Source organism: Dehalococcoidia bacterium (genome assembly GCA_040902535.1).
In the GTDB taxonomy this organism is placed as follows: domain Bacteria; phylum Chloroflexota; class Dehalococcoidia; order DSTF01; family JACRBR01; genus JBBDXD01.
Map to the genome: position 1 here is coordinate 32,772 of JBBDXD010000023.1, position 17,130 is coordinate 49,901.

Consider the following 17,130-nt stretch of genomic DNA (forward strand, 5'->3'; position numbering starts at 1 on the left):
GGGGGGGGGGGGGTGCCCCCCCCCCCCCCAACGACCAATCGCGTCTCGCTACGAAGAACTGAGCAGATCCAACGTATGCAGCTCCCAATGACCACAACGCTGATCAAGAGGCCGCACATGGTGTTCGCGAGCGCAAGGGCTGCGCTCGGGGGCATTCGTTTCCGCGCGCTGCTGCCGGAACGGCGCGCAACGCCTCGCGGCCGCGCTACTTTCGAAAGCGGGCAGAACCTCATCGAGTTTGCGTTCATGATGCCGCTGCTGATCCTGATGATCGGCGCGATCATCATGGTGGCGCTGGGGCTGCACGACCGTTCGAACCTGCAGCAGGCGGTGCGCGAAGGCGCGCGGCAGGCGGCGGTCGGCAAGTCGTTGGCAGACGTCCAGTCGCTGGCGGCGGGCAACTCCGGCGGCACGCTCGACGACAACGAGATCGACTGGTGCTTGCCTGCCGGTTCGACGGGCAGCGTCGGCGACTCGATCCGCGTGTACGTGGACGAAGGCAACAACGGCAGCGAAGGCTACGACTACACGATCATCCCTTCGACCGGCATCTTTTCGGCGATGGGGGTGAGCAGCCTGACCGTGAACATGTCGCCGCGGGCGACGGCGCGGCTCGAGCAGTCCGTTTCGGGGATACCCACATGCACCTGAGCCGCCGACACCGGGGCACGGTCCGTGGTGAGCGCGGACAGATGATCATGACGTTCGCGCTCCTCGTCGTGCCGGTGACGTTCGTGCTGGGCGCGGTGGCGGTGGACGCGAGCTTGTGGCAGAGCGAGCGGCGGGGCGCGCAGAAGGACGCCGACCTGGCATCGCTGGCGGGGGCGTACGAGCTGCTGGAGCAGTCGGCCGGCGAAAGCATGACGCGCGATGCGGCGCAGCAGGCGGTAGATACGAATCAAGACATCAACGATGAGAGCGGCAACGCAGAGATCATCGACGAGGACGACATCGAAGACGTGATCGTCGACAAGACATGTTTCAACAGCGATGAACTGGATTCGGTGACGGTGAACGTGCGGCACGAGTCGCAGACGTTTTTTTCGAGCATTTTCGGGCTGGACCTGGCGCCGGACATCGGCGCGCACGCGCGTGCGTGCATGGGCTCGCCGATCGAGGGCAAGGGGTTGATCCCCATCGGCGTGCAGGTGTCTGGGTTCGACAGCGACTGCTTCCAGGATCACGACAGCGACGGAAACACGCCGGCGCCGAATACGCCGGAGTTACCGCTGTTCGGCGAGTACTGCCGGCTCGGCTATGACGGCAACGACACGACATCGGGCGAGGGCGGATTCCTTCGCATGTTTGACGATGGCGATACGACCTGCAGCTCGAACAGCACGGGCGGCGGTAACACTCTGAATGACGAGATTGAGCAGGGCGGGGCGAATACGACCTGCTACGTGGCGCCGCCCGCGGAGATCTCCGCATGCGCAAACGGCGATCCGGATTGCTGCGAGACGGTGCCGGTGGACTGGGCGTACGGGGAGACGGTCAACTTCTGTGTCTGGCCGAAGACGCAACCGCTGAACAATCCAACGCAGAATGCGTTCTCGGATCTGATCGGCAGCGAAGGTGAGTGCGACACGCTCTTCGGCGACGGCGACGGCATCGACGAATGGCTGGAGGTCGTGGAGCCGGTCAACGGCGACCCGACGCCGGGACCGGAAACCACGTTCGGGCGGCGGGACTGCACGAGCCCGCGGCTGGTGAACCTGGTGATCATCGAGTCGTTCACGGACAACGGCAACGGGCCGGCACCGATCCTGGCGTTCGCATCCTTCTTTATAGACGCTTGCGAGATTGAGGCCGCGTTCTACGTGGACTGCAACCCGCCGAACGGCACACCGCTGGGCCACGCGTCGTTGTACGGGTTTTTCATGAACATCCTGAACATCGGCACGATCGGCGCGTTCAACGGATACGGGCAGAAGACGATCGCGTTGTGGGAGTAGGGCCCGCGATGGGCGACCAGTCGTGGAGACGACGATGACGGACGGACAGAGGAAGTGGATGCGGATTGCCCGCCGGGTGCGGGCGCGGGCGCGATGGTCGCGCGGCGAGCGCGGCCAGATGATCATGATGTTCGCGCTGCTGGTGGTGCCGATCACGTTCGTGCTCGGCGCGGTGGCGGTCGATGCGAGCATCTGGCAGAGCGAGCGGCGGGGGGCGTACAAGGACGCCGACCTGTCGGCGCTGGCTGGGGCGCTGGAGCTGGCTAAGCCTGTGCCGGACGGCGTCGGAGCCGAGGACGAAGCATACGCTTCGGCGGCGACGAACGATGAGGCGGGGAATGCAGGACAAGACCCATTGAAGGTGGACGTGACGGTCGATAACTCTTGTTTCCCAAACGATGACCGGGATGACGGTGTGTCCGTGAACCTCACGCACGAATCGCGAACGTTCTTCTCGAGCATTTTCGGCATGGAGCTGGCGCCGGACATCGGCGCGCACGCGAAGGCGTGCGCGGGGGCGGCGGGCACGGCGACACTCAACAACTTCGTGCCGTTCGAGATTGACCACGAGACGAGCCCGTGTTTCGAAGTGGGGCAGCCGGTGTTCACGAAGATGTGCGGGATCGAGTACGGCGCGCAGGGCGGGCCGGCGGCGCGCGGCTTGATCGACATGTCAGCGCCGGATGACTACTGCAGCGACACGCAGGGCGGCGTATCGAACGTAGACGAGATGATCGCGGGCAACGTGGACCTCGGGGACTGCGAGATCAACACGTCAGGTGACTGCGATCCGACGAACGTCGGGCCCTGGTACGACTGTGTTTCGATCCAGCCGGGCAATGCGCAGAAGATTCTCGACGGCGTGCGGATGCGGATCGCGAAGGAAGAACTGTTTCCGAGCACGCCGTGCGACCCGGACGGCAACGGCATCCACGAGTTCGCCGATGTCGTGCGTATCGTGACGGACACGGGGAACCCGACGACAAGCATCTATGAGGCAGTGGACTGCGACCTGGACACCGAGGGCGATCAGATCAGTCCCCGGATGGTGACGATCGTCGTGCTGGAAGAAAAGCCAAGCGGCAATGCATCGCAAGGACGGCCCATCTGGGCGTTCGCGGGCTTCTATCTCATCGGGTGCGCGTCGGAGGTGATCGACTCGATCGACGAGGACCACCCAGACCTGAACAAGAAGTGCGACATCGACAACAGCAACGGGAACTCGTCGGCAGCGCCGCTGGGATCCGCGAACGCGGAGTTCGTGCAGTTCAACGCGGGCCAGGGCCAGTGCGGACGCGGCAACCAGGCAACTTGCACGCCAATCCCGGGAGGGCCAACAGCTACGCCGACGCCTGACGACGGCGGACCTGGCGGGGGTGGACCTGGCGGGGGCGGTCCCGGTGGGGGCGTCGGACACGTAGTGGTGTATGGGAAGTTCGTGAACTTGATCACGGCGGGCTCCGGGACTACGGCGCCCACGGAAGCAACAACCATCTTCAGCATTTCGTTGGTGGAGTAGGAGGAAGGGACTATGAGCAGCATCGCGGCAAACGCAAATTCGGAACGCACGAATCGGTGGCTCCTGATCGCCGGCGTGGCACTGGCGCTGGTGACGGGCATCCTGGTGTTCGCTGCGGTGTCGAGCATGAGCGGCGACGACGCCCCGGCATCGTCAGCGGCGGCGACGGGAGATTCGCCGGTACTGGTAGCGAAGGAGACGATCCGCCAGGGCTCGAAGCTCGAAGCGGACCAGTTCCGCGTCGCAACGTTCGCCGAGGCGGACCTCGTGCCGAGCGCGATCGATAACCCCGAGACGATCGTCGGACAGACGGCGACGACGGACATCTTGAAGGGACAGCAGCTCTCGCGCTCGCACATCGCGGCGGCGACAGACGACGACCGCGCGGACCAACTGACGTTCAAGGTGCCGGACGGGCACCGTGGCGTCGGTGTGGCGGTGAACGACGTGAGCACGTTCGGCGGACTCGTCGTGCCGGGCGACCGCGTGGACATCATCGTGACGTACGAAGAGAAGGAAGGGAACTTCACGGACGCGCCGACGTACAAGCGGATCTCGACGGTGCTGCAGAACGTGCTGGTGCTGGCGCGCGAGCAGACGGACATCCAGCGCGTCGATCCGCTGCCGGGCGAAGAAGATACAGCAGCGGGCGAAGAGCCTGCGGTGGCCGGCGGCGAGGCGTTCGAGCAGCGGCCGGAAGACTTCGAGCCGGACGGCGGCGTGAGCGTCGTGACGCTGGCGCTGACGCCGGCAGACGTGCAGAGCTTCATCCTGGCGGATTCGCTGGGCGAGGTGACGCTGGTGCTGCGGAAGTTCGGCGAAGACAGCATCGTGCCCATCGAAGACGTGCGGCAACTGATTTACGAATAAGCGCAGGGACAGAGGCGACGAGGAACCGGAGGCGCAGTGGCACGAACACCAGCAGCAATCATCATCGACCACGATGTACAGGCTCGCTTTGAAGTGAAGCAGATGCTCCGACCGACGGGGTTCACCTTCGCGGGGGAGTCTGACTTCGGGCAGGAAGCGATCACGCTGGCGACGGACACGCGCCCGGACGTGATGATCATCGCGCTCAACACACCGATGGAGCGTCCGTTGCAGACCATCGAATCGCTGCTGGGGCTGTTCCCGGAGACGCCGGTGATCGCGTACTCGCAGTCGCGTGACATCGATGCCGTGCGCGCGGCGATGCTCGCTGGGGTGCGGGACTTTCTGCCGCTGCCGCTGAAGCCGGACACGCTGCGCGAGTCGATCGTGCGGTCGATGGCGGCGGAAGAGAACCGGCGGTTGCGGCACCAGGGCCACGTCTCGGGGCCGACGGCGCTGGGCACGGTGATCACGGTGTTCGGGGCGAAGGGCGGCATCGGCAAATCGACTATTTCGACGAACCTGGCGGTATCGCTCGCGAAGCACGGCACCTCGACGGTGATCGTCGACCTCGATACGGGGTTCGGCGATGTGACGTCGATGCTCGACGTGCGGCCGGAGCGGACGCTGGGCGACCTTGCGCGCGACGTCGACCACGTGGGACGCGAGGAGCTGCGGGATTACGTGGCGACGCATGTGGCTTCGGGGCTGGACATTGTGGCGAGCCCGCCGGTGCTGGAGTGGCGGCAGTTGTCGGTCGATGACCTGCGCCAGTCGATCGAGCTGCTGTCGAAGTACTACGACAAGATCGTGCTCGACACGTCGGGCTCGTTGAACGAAGTGTCGGAGTTGGCGCTGGAGCTGGCGACGATCGTGCTCTGGGTGACGACGACGGAATTCACGAGCGTGCGCGACAGCCTGGAAGCGATGCGCGCGATGGAGACGCTGGCGCTGCCGAAAGAGCGGATGCGCGTCGTGTTGAATACGGTTTCGCCCGAAGACAACGTGCGGCCCAAGACGCTCCAGGACGTGTTTCAGAAGGACGTATTCTGGCAGATCCCGTACGACAAGCGCGTCCGGCAGGGCACGCACTTCGGGCAGCCGATCGCGGTTTCGCAGCCGCAATCGGCGGCGGCGCGCAGCATCGCCGATCTGGCGACGGTGCTGGCGGGCGGGCGCCCGGACAACGGACGCAAGCCATCGAACGGGGTGAAGTTTGCGGGGCGCACGCGGGCGGCGAACGCAGAAGGCAGCTGATCTGACATCGAAGGCGATGTGGAGGCGACATGGTAGCTGAGAAGACGGTACTGACTCCGAGCCGGATGGAACACGCCGATGGCTCGAACTGGATTGAAGTCGTGTACCAGTTGCACCTGCGGCTGTTGCAGGACATGGATCCGGCAGCGCTGGAGAAGCTGGAGGCTTCGCGCTCGCGGGCGGCCGTCGAATCGGCGACGCGGCAGCTTTTGACGCAGATGTTCCCTGCGATCATGGGCGACGACCGCGAGCAAATCGTCCTGCACGTCATCGAGGAAGCGGTGGGGTTTGGGCCGATCGACTCGCTGCTCAGGGACCCGTCGATCTCGGAAGTGATGGTGAACTCGCCTCGCGAGGTGTACTACGAGCGCGACGGCATGATCTTCGAGGCGCCGGCGCGGTTTCGCGACAGCCAGCACATCATGCGGATCGTCGAGCGGATCATCGCGCCGCTCGGGCGCCGAGTGGACGAGTCGTCGCCGTACGTGGACGCGCGCCTGCCGGATGGTTCGCGCGTGAACGTCGTCATCCCGCCGATCGTGCCGCACCCGACGATCACCGTGCGGAAGTTCCGCCCCGACAAGTACCACGTGCAGGACCTGGTGGCGAACGGCACGCTGCCGCGGCAGATGGAGGAGTTCTTCCGTGCCTGCGTCCACCAGCGACTGAACATCGTGATCTCCGGCGGTACCGGCTCCGGCAAGACGACGCTGCTCAACGCGATCTCGGAGTTCATTCCGAGCCGGGAACGCATCGTGACGATCGAAGATCCGCTGGAGATGAAGCTGCAGCAGGCACACGTGATCCCGATGGAAGCGCGACCGGCCAACATCGAAGGGCGCAACGAGATCACGCAGCGAGACCTGGTGCGCAACGCGCTCCGCATGCGTCCGGACCGCATCATCGTCGGCGAGGTGCGTGGCGCGGAAGCGTTCGACATGCTCCAGGCGATGAACACCGGTCACGAGGGATCGATGACGACGGTACACGCGAACGGCTCGCGCGACGCGCTCGCCCGCATCGAGAACATGGTGCTGATGGCGGGCTTCGACCTGCCGGTGCGGGCCATTCGCGAGCAGATCGCTTCGGCGTTGCACATCGTCGTGCAGCTTATCCGGTTCTCGGACGGCAGGCGGCGCATCGTGAACATTTCGGAGGTGACCGGGCTGGAGAGCGGGACGGTGACGATGCAAGACTTGTACCGGTTCGACCAGAAGGGCGTGAGCAGCGACGGCACGATCAACGGAGACTTCGTCGCGACGGGCATCACGCCGACGTTCGCAGACAAGTTCCGCTCCGCGGGCTTCAACATTGAGATGGGCGTTCCGGGCGTGAGGTTGGTGTAATGGAGTATCTAGCAGCCGCCGGCGCCGGGCTGGCGGTCCTTTGCCTGTTTACGTTTCTTGTGCGGGCGCAGTCGCTTCGGCCTTCGGAGTCACGGCTGCACCGGCTGAGCGCGAGCCGCAACGTGACGATCGACCAGAGCGGCGACGGCTCGATCCTGCGCCGCAATCCTTCGTCGATCCCCGCCATCGGCCGGCTCCTGACGAACCGCGGGTACGCGATGCAATGGAGCGCCGACCTTGAGCGAGCGGGGCTCACGCTGCGACCGATCGAGTACATCCTGATCCGCGTGCTGACCGCGAGCGTGGCGTTTCTCATCGTGATGCTCATATTCCTCAGTCCGCTGGGTCTCATCCTGGCGTGCGTTGCGGGCGCCGCGGGATTTATGGTGCCGGCTTTCTGGGTCGGTATGAAGATCAAGGGACGCGTGAAAGGCATCGAGGATCAGCTCGTCGAGACGCTGACGCTGATGTCGAACTCGCAGCGAGCCGGATTCGCGTTCGCGCAGGCCGTAGAGCTTGCGGCGCAGCGCACCGGGCCGCCGATCTCGATCGAGCTGAACAGAATGCTGCTCGACCTGAACCTGGGCGCGAGCACCGAAGATGCGCTGGTCGCCATGAACGACCGTATCGGCAGCGAGGACCTTGACCTGGTGGTGACGGCGATCCTCATCCACCGGCAGACCGGCGGCAACCTGGCGGAGATCCTGGACAACGTGACAGAGACGATGCGGGACCGCGAGCGCATCAGGGGCGAGATCAAGACGCTTACGGCATCCCAGCGGCTGGCCGGAATTATTCTCAGCGGCTGGCCCGTGGTGCTGGGCCTGATCTTCACGGCCATCAATCCGAGCATGATGTCACTGATGTGGACAACGACGGCGGGCATCATCATGTTGGTCATCATGCTGACGCTGAATCTGGCTGGATACCTTTCGATCCGGCGGATCCTGGCTATCGACATTTAGAGGAGAGGTGACATGCTCGCCCTGATTACTTCCATAGCGGCCTCTTCGTCGGTCCTTGTGCTGGCGGTGTGGTACGGCCAGAGCAGGAGCCGTCATGACGTACGCCTGCGCACGCTCATGGAGCCGCAGCGCATGCTCGCGGAGCAAAGCGATCCGTTCTCTCAGCGCGTCGCATTTCCGGTGGTGAACACGCTGGTGAACGTGCTGATGGCGATCTTGCCGACGGCGTTGATCGGGCGGGCGCGGCGCTGGCTGCTGATCGCGGGCGACAAGATGGTGATCTCGCAGTTCCTGACGATCGTCCTGATCGCAGCGACGGCGCCACCGGCGATCCTGTTTCTGCTCATCTGGGCAGCGAGTGGAGGCTCTGCGCCGTTCTTCGTCTGGTTGCCGGTGCCACTGGCGGCGGTGATGGGATTCCTGTTCCCGTTCCTGCTCCTCAAGCGCGCCTCCCGCAAGCGCCAGCAGATCATCTGGCGGTCGATGCCGAACGCGCTGGACCTGCTGACGACGTGCGTCGAGGCCGGCCTGAGCCTGGACTTCGGCATCCAGCGCGTCGCGGAGAAGTACCCGGGGCCGCTCTCCGAAGAATTCCACCGCGTGCTCCGCGAGATGGGTCTCGGCAAGCCGCGACGAGAAGCGCTCACCGAGATGACGGAACGGATCCAGCTACCCGACGTGACGACGTTCATCAACTCGTTAGTGCAGGCGGAGCAACTGGGCACAAGCATCGGTGACGTGCTGCGCGTGCAGGCGAAGCAGATGCGGATGCGCCGCCGTCAGCGCGCCGAGCAGATCGCGCACCAGGCGCCGGTGAAGATGGTCTTCCCGATGGTGTTGTTCCTGATGCCTTCGCTGTTTCTGATCACCATCGGACCCGTGATCCTGGCTGTTATCCGCTCGTTCCAGGAGGCGTAAGGGCGAAAGCCGACCATGGATGAGACGGCTGTTGCACCAAACCCCGGGCCGTACGCGGTCCTGCGCCTGCGCGAAGGAGCGCCGCGCGAGCTTGTCGAGGAGACGTACTGGCTGCTGGTGCGCCGGCTGAAGTACGGCGTCATCGACGACGTCGAGGGACTGCGCCAGCTCGACCGGCTGAACACGGCGTACGAGTCGATCGCGCGCAACGGCGTGCACGTGCAGCCGCTGCCGGTCGAGGGCGGCAACGGACGGCGATGGTGGTCGCGCCGCGGACAGCGGCCGCACATAGCGCTCGACCCCTACGAGACGCTCTTCGTGACGGAGGAGGCGGACCTCGACATCGCGCTGCTGGCGTCGAAGGTGCTCGCTGGCCGTCCGCCGGGCGACATCGATCGCCAGGAGTGGGATCGCGCCGTGGCGGACGCGGCGGGCAAGCTATGCGACCCGACGTGGCGCGCCGCGCAGTCGCCGCCGGGCGAAGACGGACACGGCGGAGCGCTCGTCGATGACGCGGTGCCTGCCGAGGCGAATGATCGGCTCAGCGCGGCGCAACCGGCGGGCGTCGAGACGGCGCCGGAGGCAGCCGGGGGAGCAGCCGTCGAAGAACCCGCGCCCGTCGCTCAGCCCGAAGACGCGAGTTGCGTCGACGCGGCAGAGGACGATGCGTCCGCGGCGGATCCGGCGGTCGCGACGGCCAGCGCCGTTGATCTGGCGAGCGACTCGGCGGAGTCGGAGCCCGTGATCGCGGCACACATCGAGGAATCGACGGCGGTTGTTCTGGACGACGTTGAGATGAGCGATTCGACGTCGTTCGAAGCTGCGGTCGATGCGATCAGCGCGGATGCGGTCCGGACGGACGCACACGCGATGGATCGATTCGCTTCGCAGGCGGCGGACATAGCGCCCGTGCCGGAGTACGTGCGTCCGGCCGCAGCAGACATCGAAGCGTCCGCGGCAGTCGATCGCACGCCGGACGCGCGGCCAGCGCCGCGATCCTGGATGGAGCGCATCCGCGGGCGATCGGACGACCGCGACGCGAGGATCGAAGCGGAGAACGAACGGATATTGTCGCTGCGCGTGGACGGTGACGCGCCCGTCGTGCACGAGCACACCAAGGGTCACGGCCACGACAGCGCGGACGAACCGTTTGCGTTGCGGCCGCAGTTGCGCCCCGCAGCCTCGGGGCCTGTCGAGCTGGAACTGACGGAAGACGAGGGTTGCGACTTCCTGCTGGGCAGCGAAGCGGATCCGGCGCGCGTACAAATCTGGCGTCAGGGCGGGCGTTACCTGCTGCAGCAGGTCTCCGGACCGGCAGTTTCGGTCGGCGGCGCGCTCCTGGCATCGCCGATCATCGTGCTCGAGGACGGCGACGAAGTCGCGGCCGGCGATGACGTCGTGCGCATCTCCTTCGCGCAGGAGTCGCGGGCAGGCGCGCCCGGCGATGGCATAGCGCCGAATGCGCTGCACCCTTCGATGTCATCCGACGAGCGCTAGTCGCCTTCTATATCTATAAGCGCGTCGCAATGATCGACGGTCGCCGTATGCGCGCTAGTCGAACATAAGCACGGTGCGCGCGACCTCGCCGGCCTTCATGGCGCGGAACGCTTCGTTGACGTCTTCGAGCTTGCCGCGGCGGCTGATCATCTCGTCGAGCTTGAGCCTGCCCTGCAGGTAGAAGTCGATGTAGCGCGGCATGTCGACGCGGAAGCGATTCGAGCCCATCGTGCAGCCCTGGATCTTCTTCTCGGAGAGGAACTGGTAGCCGTCGAGCTCGACCTTCTGGCCGACGGGGATCATGCCGATGATCGTCGCGGTACCGCCGCGGCGCAGGCTGTTGAACGCCTGCTCGGCGGCGATCTTGAGGCCGATCGCTTCGAACGCGTAGTCGACGCCGCCGCCCGTCATCTCGATGATCGCCGGTACGGGGTCTTTCGACGAAGCGTCGACGATGTGCGTCGCGCCGAGTTCGCGGGCGGTCGCGAGCTTCGCTTCGATCATGTCGACGGCGATGATCATGCGGGCGCCGGCGATGAGCGCGCCCTGGATGGCGGCGAGGCCGACGCCGCCGGCGCCGTAGACGGCGACCGTCGAGCCGGCTTCGATGCGGGCGGTGTTCAGGACGGCGCCGACGCCGGTCATGACGCCGCAGCCGATCAGCGCGGCGCGGTCGAGCGGCATGTCCTCGCGGATCTTCACGACGGCGTTCTCGTGGAGCAGCATCTTCTCCGCGTAGCTCGAGATATTGAGGAACTGGTGCATCACGTCGCCCTGCTGGTTGAGGCGCGGCGGCTGGTCGGGAGTGCGGCGGGTCGACGGGTCAGCGCACAGGCTGGGGTGGCCGGTCATGCACATTTCGCACTGTCCGCAAAACACGGAGAGGCAAGAGATCACGTGGTCGCCGGGCTTCACGTAGGTGACCAGGCTGCCGACGGCCTCGACGATGCCGGCTGCTTCGTGGCCGAGCACGGCCGGTGCGGGGTGGCCGTAGTAGCCATCGACGAAGTGGAGGTCGCTATGGCAGACGCCGCTCGCGACGGTGCGCACGACGATCTCGCGCGGGCCCGGCACATCGATGTCGACGTTTTCGATCGTCAGGGGTTGCTGGGGGCCGTGGAACACTGCGGCTTTCATCGTCGACGTTCTCCTCGCACAGGTGGCGCTTTGTCTTTTCTTGCAGGCGGACCGTGGCCGCGCGTTGGCGATCATAGCGGCGATCTTGCGGAAGCGGTACGGGGTAGGCAGGGCGCCGGCTGGCATCGCCGCCCCGCCCGGCTCAGCGACGGCCGGTAGCGGCGTCCGGAGCGCCAACCGGGCGGGGCGTCGACCCGTCGATGAGGGTGCGGCTTGTCAAGCCGGGCGCCGGGGCGACGAAAATCGCAGCGCGGGGGGCTTTTCGCGAAGCTGAGGCCGGCTTAGGATGAAGCTGGCAGCCCGGCGACGAATGATGTTGCACACGGGACGGATGTCGTATTATTCTATTTAGCGCTCGCTAAGTAAAGGCCGCCCGGCGGCGGGCGTGGCAGACGACGGAGGATCGACCGCGATGGCTGAACCTGTAGGCAACTGGACGGCTGACTACGACATTTTCTCCCCCGAGTACGTGAAGGATCCGTTCCCGATCTGGGACGAGATCCGCGGCAAATGCCCGATCGCGCACACGGAGCGCTGGGGCGGGTCGTTCATGCCGACGCGCTACGAAGACCTCTTCAACATCGCGCGCGACATCGAGAACTTTTCTTCGCGGAACGTGCTGGTCGCGGACGTGATGCCGCAGCCGGGCGAAGAGCTTGAAGAAGAGCCCGAGATGGTCGAGACGTACAACGTCGGGGCGCCGCCGATCACGTCGGATCCGCCGGTTCACACCTGGGCGCGCAAGCTCCTGCTGAAGCCGTTCTCCGTGACGGAAGTGGCGGAGTATGAGCAAGAGACGCGCGAGCTGTGCAACGAACTGATCGACGCGTTCATCGACAAGGGGCGTGCGGACGGCGCGGTGGACTACGCGCAGCAGATCCCGCCGCGCGTCATCGCGAGCATGCTGGGCATTCCGAAGGACATGACGGCGACGTTCACGGAGTGGGTGCGGGGCTTCCTGGAGCTGGGGCTGACGAACCCGCAGCTCCGGCAGGAGTCGGCGCGCAACATCTTCATGTTTATGAATGACCAGATCCAGGAGCGGAAGGCGAAGCCCGGCGACGACCTGATCACGCGCCTGCTCGCCGAGAAGGTCGAAGGCGAGCCGGTGCCGGAGTCGCACGTACTGGGCACGTGCTTTCTGCTGCTGGTCGCGGGCATCGACACGACGTGGAGTTCGATCGGGTCGGCGGTGTGGCACCTGGCGCAGCACCCGGAGGACCGCAAGCGGCTCATCGAGCAGCCGGAGCTGATGCCGAACGCGATCGAAGAGTTGCTGCGCGCGTACTCGCCGGTGACGATGGCGCGCTACGTGGCGCAGGACACGGAGTACGCGGGCTGCCCGATCCCCGAAGGCAGCAAGGTGCTGATGAACTTCCCGGCGGCGAACCGCGACCCGAAGGTGTTCGAGGATCCGGACAAGGTGATCCTGGACCGCGCGAAGAATCCGCACATCGCGTTCGGCGTCGGGATTCACCGCTGCGCCGGCTCGAACCTGGCGCGGATGGAGATGAAGGTCTCGATCGAGGAGCTGTTGAAGCGGATTCCGAACTTCAAGCTCGAGAATCCGGATGTGGTAACGTGGGCGGGCGGGCAGGTCCGCGGCCCGCGCATCATGCCAATCGTGTGGGGGTCATGAAGGTTCAGAAGGTGACGGTCGACAGCGAAAAGTGCCAGGGGCACAACCGGTGCTACGCGATGGCGCCGGGCATGTTCAAGGTCGACGAACTGGGATACGCAACACCGCGCGGCGACGGCGTGTTGAAGACGCCACAGGATGTCGAGCTGGCGAACCGGGCGGTTGAGAATTGTCCTGAGCGCGCGATCGATATTGTCGAGGACGAGGGGTAGCGGGCGCGGCGGGCATAGAGCGAGTAGCAGCCGGCGATGAGGTTCCGACTCATCGCCGGTTTTTGTTTTTCGCTGGCGCTCGTGTGCGGCAGGTGGGCTGCGAGGATGGCGGGGGTCGCCGTGAGGGGGTCCTTCGCGTTCGCTCAGGATGAGGGTGAACGGAGTTGGTGTGCGCGACGGGACTGTCCGCCAGGAGATTCTTCGCTTCGCTCTGAATGACGATATGCAACGCTCAGGATGACGGTGAACGGAGTTGGTGTGCGCGACGCGACTGTCCACCAGGAGATTCTTCGTTCGCTCTGAATGACGATATGCAACGCTCAGGATCACATGTGCGGCGCGCCGGTTGCGGGATGGCGGGGGTCGCCGTGACGGGATCCTTGCGTTCGCTCGGGATGACGCTATGCGGCGGTTGGTGCGCGGTCGAGAGTGTCGTGCTGGGAGATTCTTCGCTTCGCTCTGAATGACGATATGCAACGCTCAGGATGACGGTGTGCGGCGCGCCGGTTGCGGGATGGCGGGGGTCGCCGTGACGGGATCCTTCGCGTTCGCTCAGGATGACGGTATGCAGCGCAGTCGTGTGCGGGGTGGCGCAGGTACAGCTACATCCAGCCGCGCTTCTTTGCGTGCTCTTTGAGTTCGCCCCGGAAGTCGGGGTGGGCGACGCTGACGAGTTCGGCGGCGCGTTCGCGGACGGTCTTGCCGCCCAGGTGCGCGATGCCGTGCTCGGTCACGACGTAGTCGACGAACGTGCGCGGGACGGTGACGGCCGTGCCCGGCGGCAACTCGGGCACGATGCGTGAGTAGCGCTGGCCATCGACCGCCGAGCTGGACGGGACGGCGATCACCGAGCGGCCGCCTTCGACGGAACAAGCGGCGGTGGCGAAGACGGTCTGGCCGCCGGGGCCGCTGTAGACCTGGCCATTGAGCGTCTCGGCCGTCACCTGGCCCGTGAGGTCGATCTGCAGTGCGTTGTTGATCGCGACGAAGTTCTCCTCGCGCAGCAGCGTGCGCAGGTCATCGGTGTGGCAGAAGTCCCAGAGCTCGAACTTCGGGTTCATGTGCGCCTTCTGCAGTTCCTCGGGCGGCAACACCGCGAACGCCGAGCCGATGACCTTGCCGGGCGCGATGCGCTTCTTGCGGCCGGTGACGACGCCCTGCTCGACCAGGTCGACGACGCCGCCCGGGATCAGTTCGGTCTGGATCCCCAGGTCGTGCTTGTCGCCGAGATAGAGCGCCATCGCTGCGGTCACGTCGCCGATGCCGATCTGCAGCGTGTCGCCGTCGCGCACGAGTTCGCTCGCGACGAGCGTGCAGATCACCTCGGCGGCGGCGATCACTTCGTCGGTGCGGGGCGGGATCGGCGCCGCGCGATCGTCGGAGGCGACGTGCTCGACGAGCGCGGCGACCTCGGAGATGTGCACGTAATTCTCGCCGTAGGTGCGGATGAAGCGCTCGTCGACCTCGCAGACGATCTGCTTCGAGGCGTTGCAGGCGGTGCGGTTGATCCACAGCGAGCCGCCGAAGCTCATGTAGCCGTTCTCGTCGGGCGGGGACGTCTTCACCATGGCGACGTCCATGTCCTTGAAGAGCTGCATGATGTACGACTCGCGAAACACGCCGACCGGCTGGTAATCAGCGAGCCCTGCGTGCACCTGCTTGCGATCAGCGGGCGTTGAGAACGACGTGACGAGGCGGAAGTGGCCCTGCGTCTCCGGCGTCGACCAGAGGAACGGCGCGACGTAGTGGTAGATGCGGACGTCGTCCAGTTCCGGATGGCGCGCGTACAACGCCTTCGCGAGACCCTCGGGGCAACTGCCGAACATGCCCAGGTAGACGCTCTGGTTCGAGCGGACGATCTTCGCGGCGTCCTCGGCGGACATCAGCTTATCGGCGTGACGGGTTTTCCAGTCCATGCGTGTGCTCCGCTCTCGCTCTCGACGTGTGGCGGCGATTATCGCATAACGGATGACGCGAGGCGACGGGCGCGGGGAGCCTCACCCTCTTATCCCTCTCCGTCGGGCGGAGAGGGACGATCGAGTGTGCGGGGTAAGACGGAACCTCACCCTCTTATCCCTCTCTCCGCGAGGCGGAGAGGGACGATCGAGTGTGCGGCCGGTCGGTGTGGTGGTGCGTTGCACGCCGGGATTCTTCGCTGCGCCACGTAACTTCATTCGGGCGCAGCTAAAGCTACGTCCCTACGATCGGCGGTATGGCGATCGGGCGTGGGGTGCGGCGGCGTGACGGGATGCTTCGCCGCGCTCAGCATGACGCGATTGGCGTTCACTCATAATCGAGGACGTACGCGGTCAGGGCGGCGGGCAAGTCGGCGGCGCTGAGGCGGATCGTGGTGCTGCCGGCGCGCTCGACGGTCTTGCCGACGAGGAACGGTTCGGCGGTGTCCCGGAGGAACGTCACGCGCTCCGTCTGGTAGTGCATGGGAAAGGCGATCTTCGCGTCGAGCTGGCCTGCCACTTGCGTGGCGGCGGCGGCATCGAGCGTAAATCCGCCGCCGACGGGCACCATCAGCGCGTCGACCTGCCCGATGCCGGTGCGCTGTTCGTCGGTAAGGACGTGACCGAGGTCGCCGAGGTGCGCGATACGCAGCCCCCCAGTCTCGAATACGAAGACGGCGTTGCGGCCGCGTTCGCTGCCCTGCGACGCGGCGTGACACGTCTGGACCGTGCGGATGTTGACGTCGCCGATCGTCTCGTCGATGTCCGCCCAGCCGTCGGCGGTGAGTCCGCGCAGCACGGTCGCCGTGCCGGCGAGCGCGTCGTTGCTGTGGTCGGGATGCTCGTGCGTGATCGTCGCCACGTCGCTGTTGAGGGGCGGCGGCAGCGTGTAGCCGATTTCGCCGAAGGGGTCGAGCAGCACCGTCGTGCCGCCCGGGCTCGTGAGCAGAAACATCGACTGGCCGAACCACTGCAGTCCGGCGGCGCCGCGGTCGGCGCCTGCGTCGACCGTGGGCGATGCCGCGGCTGCGGGGGCTGTCGCGTCGGGGGCAGGCGAAGCGACGCCGCCGTTGCCGTCGTCGCCGCAGGCGGCGCTCACGTACGCCGCAGCGATGCCAGCCGCGCCGACGACGATAAATCTGCGTCGTGTGAACTCACGCATCGCGTACCTCCCTGCCTGCAACGTCGAAGTATACGTCCGGGCCGTCGGCGAAGATTCAGCGCGGTCGATCTTCCAGCGGCAGCCATCGCGCGATGGCGAAGGCGGCGCACCCGACGACGGCGCCCCAGAGCCAGCCGCCGATCACGTCGGTCGGCCAGTGGACTCCCAGGTAAAGGTTCACGAGCGCCGTCGCCAGGAGCAGTAGTGCGCTGAAGACGACGATCGTGGCGCGTAGCGCGCTCGACCAGGCACCGCGCTTCATCGCGAGCGTCGCAAGCACGCCGTAGAGCACGGTCGGGCTCATGACGTGCCCCGACGGAAAGCTCGGGCTCGTGATGCTGCCGCGGATCTCCACGAGACCGGCGCTCGGCCGCGGGCGATCGACGATCTCCTTGATCGATGGCTGCGCGATCTCGAGCAGCGCCAGCGCGATCGCGAGCGTGACGGCCGCACGACGCTCGCCGAGCAACCAGAGCGCGACGGCGACGGCGATGCCGCTGATCACGACGACCTGCGTCGTCGTCACGAAGCGCACGGTGTCGGCGAACGCGCCGCCGAGCCAGTCCCACGACTGGATCTCGCGCAGGACGCGCGCTTCGCCGGGCAGCACGTCGTCGAGCGCGACGGCGATCGACAGCGTGACCGCGGCGATCAGCGTCGCGACGGCCATCGCCGTCCAGCGCGCGGCGGGTGACATC

The 17,130-nt window shown here is 66.0% G+C and carries 15 protein-coding genes; 11 read left to right on the top strand and 4 right to left on the bottom strand.

All coding sequences use genetic code 11. From position 1 onward, the window contains the following. Positions 1-87 precede the first annotated feature (87 nt). The 9 genes from WEB52_13410 to WEB52_13450 are packed head-to-tail and all read left to right on the top strand — an operon-like array spanning position 88 to position 10,327. Entirely contained in the window at positions 88-651 is a 564-nt protein-coding gene (locus WEB52_13410) for a TadE/TadG family type IV pilus assembly protein (GenBank protein ID MEX2227435.1), read from the top strand. Continuing rightward, positions 642-1,955: a pilus assembly protein TadG-related protein gene (locus WEB52_13415; protein ID MEX2227436.1), complete on the top strand. Its 1,314-nt coding sequence runs from the start codon at positions 642-644 to the stop codon at positions 1,953-1,955. Before WEB52_13410 ends, WEB52_13415 begins: the two co-directional genes overlap by 10 nt. A gap of 34 nt (positions 1,956-1,989) precedes the next feature. Continuing rightward, positions 1,990-3,474: a Tad domain-containing protein gene (locus WEB52_13420; GenBank protein ID MEX2227437.1), complete on the top strand. Its 1,485-nt coding sequence runs from the start codon at positions 1,990-1,992 to the stop codon at positions 3,472-3,474. 12 nt (positions 3,475-3,486) lie between these two features. Continuing rightward, positions 3,487-4,344: a Flp pilus assembly protein CpaB gene (cpaB, locus tag WEB52_13425; GenBank protein MEX2227438.1), complete on the top strand. Its 858-nt coding sequence runs from the start codon at positions 3,487-3,489 to the stop codon at positions 4,342-4,344. 36 nt (positions 4,345-4,380) lie between these two features. After that, a complete protein-coding gene (locus WEB52_13430) occupies positions 4,381-5,601 on the top strand; it encodes an AAA family ATPase (GenBank protein ID MEX2227439.1) in 1,221 nt (406 codons plus the stop codon). Between the two features lie 29 nt (positions 5,602-5,630). Next, the gene (locus tag WEB52_13435; protein ID MEX2227440.1) at positions 5,631-6,947 is read left to right on the top strand and encodes a CpaF family protein; all 1,317 of its coding nucleotides are present in this window, start codon (positions 5,631-5,633) and stop codon (positions 6,945-6,947) included. After that, a complete protein-coding gene (locus tag WEB52_13440) occupies positions 6,947-7,912 on the top strand; it encodes a type II secretion system F family protein (protein ID MEX2227441.1) in 966 nt (321 codons plus the stop codon). Before WEB52_13435 ends, WEB52_13440 begins: the two co-directional genes overlap by 1 nt. A gap of 12 nt (positions 7,913-7,924) precedes the next feature. Then, on the top strand, positions 7,925-8,830 hold the full coding sequence (locus tag WEB52_13445; protein MEX2227442.1) for a type II secretion system F family protein: 906 nt from the start codon (positions 7,925-7,927) through the stop codon (positions 8,828-8,830). 15 nt (positions 8,831-8,845) lie between these two features. Continuing rightward, positions 8,846-10,327 (top strand): hypothetical protein, encoded by a 1,482-nt coding sequence (locus WEB52_13450; GenBank protein ID MEX2227443.1) that lies wholly within the window; start codon positions 8,846-8,848, stop codon positions 10,325-10,327. Positions 10,328-10,381: 54 nt separating this feature from the next. On the opposite strand, the gene WEB52_13455 is transcribed toward WEB52_13450, so the two are convergent. Continuing rightward, positions 10,382-11,464 (bottom strand): Zn-dependent alcohol dehydrogenase, encoded by a 1,083-nt coding sequence (locus WEB52_13455; GenBank protein ID MEX2227444.1) that lies wholly within the window; start codon positions 11,462-11,464, stop codon positions 10,382-10,384. Positions 11,465-11,876: 412 nt separating this feature from the next. Here WEB52_13455 and WEB52_13460 point away from each other — a divergent pair, with 412 nt between their 5' ends. Further along, positions 11,877-13,103 carry a cytochrome P450 gene (locus WEB52_13460; GenBank protein MEX2227445.1) on the top strand — a complete coding sequence of 409 codons (1,227 nt, stop codon included), beginning with the start codon at positions 11,877-11,879 and terminating at the stop codon, positions 13,101-13,103. After that, positions 13,100-13,315, top strand: a complete 216-nt coding sequence (locus tag WEB52_13465) for a ferredoxin (protein ID MEX2227446.1) — start codon at positions 13,100-13,102, stop codon at positions 13,313-13,315. The genes WEB52_13460 and WEB52_13465 overlap by 4 nt, the downstream gene beginning before the upstream one ends. A gap of 602 nt (positions 13,316-13,917) precedes the next feature. On the opposite strand, the gene WEB52_13470 is transcribed toward WEB52_13465, so the two are convergent. From WEB52_13470 to WEB52_13480, 3 genes are all read right to left on the bottom strand, one after another. After that, positions 13,918-15,231, bottom strand: a complete 1,314-nt coding sequence (locus tag WEB52_13470; GenBank protein MEX2227447.1) for an acetyl-CoA hydrolase/transferase C-terminal domain-containing protein — start codon at positions 15,229-15,231, stop codon at positions 13,918-13,920. A 367-nt stretch (positions 15,232-15,598) separates the two neighbouring features. Beyond that, on the bottom strand, positions 15,599-16,432 hold the full coding sequence (locus tag WEB52_13475; protein ID MEX2227448.1) for an MBL fold metallo-hydrolase: 834 nt from the start codon (positions 16,430-16,432) through the stop codon (positions 15,599-15,601). A gap of 55 nt (positions 16,433-16,487) precedes the next feature. Continuing rightward, positions 16,488-17,129, bottom strand: a complete 642-nt coding sequence (locus tag WEB52_13480; protein MEX2227449.1) for a phosphatase PAP2 family protein — start codon at positions 17,127-17,129, stop codon at positions 16,488-16,490. Position 17,130 lies beyond the last annotated feature (1 nt).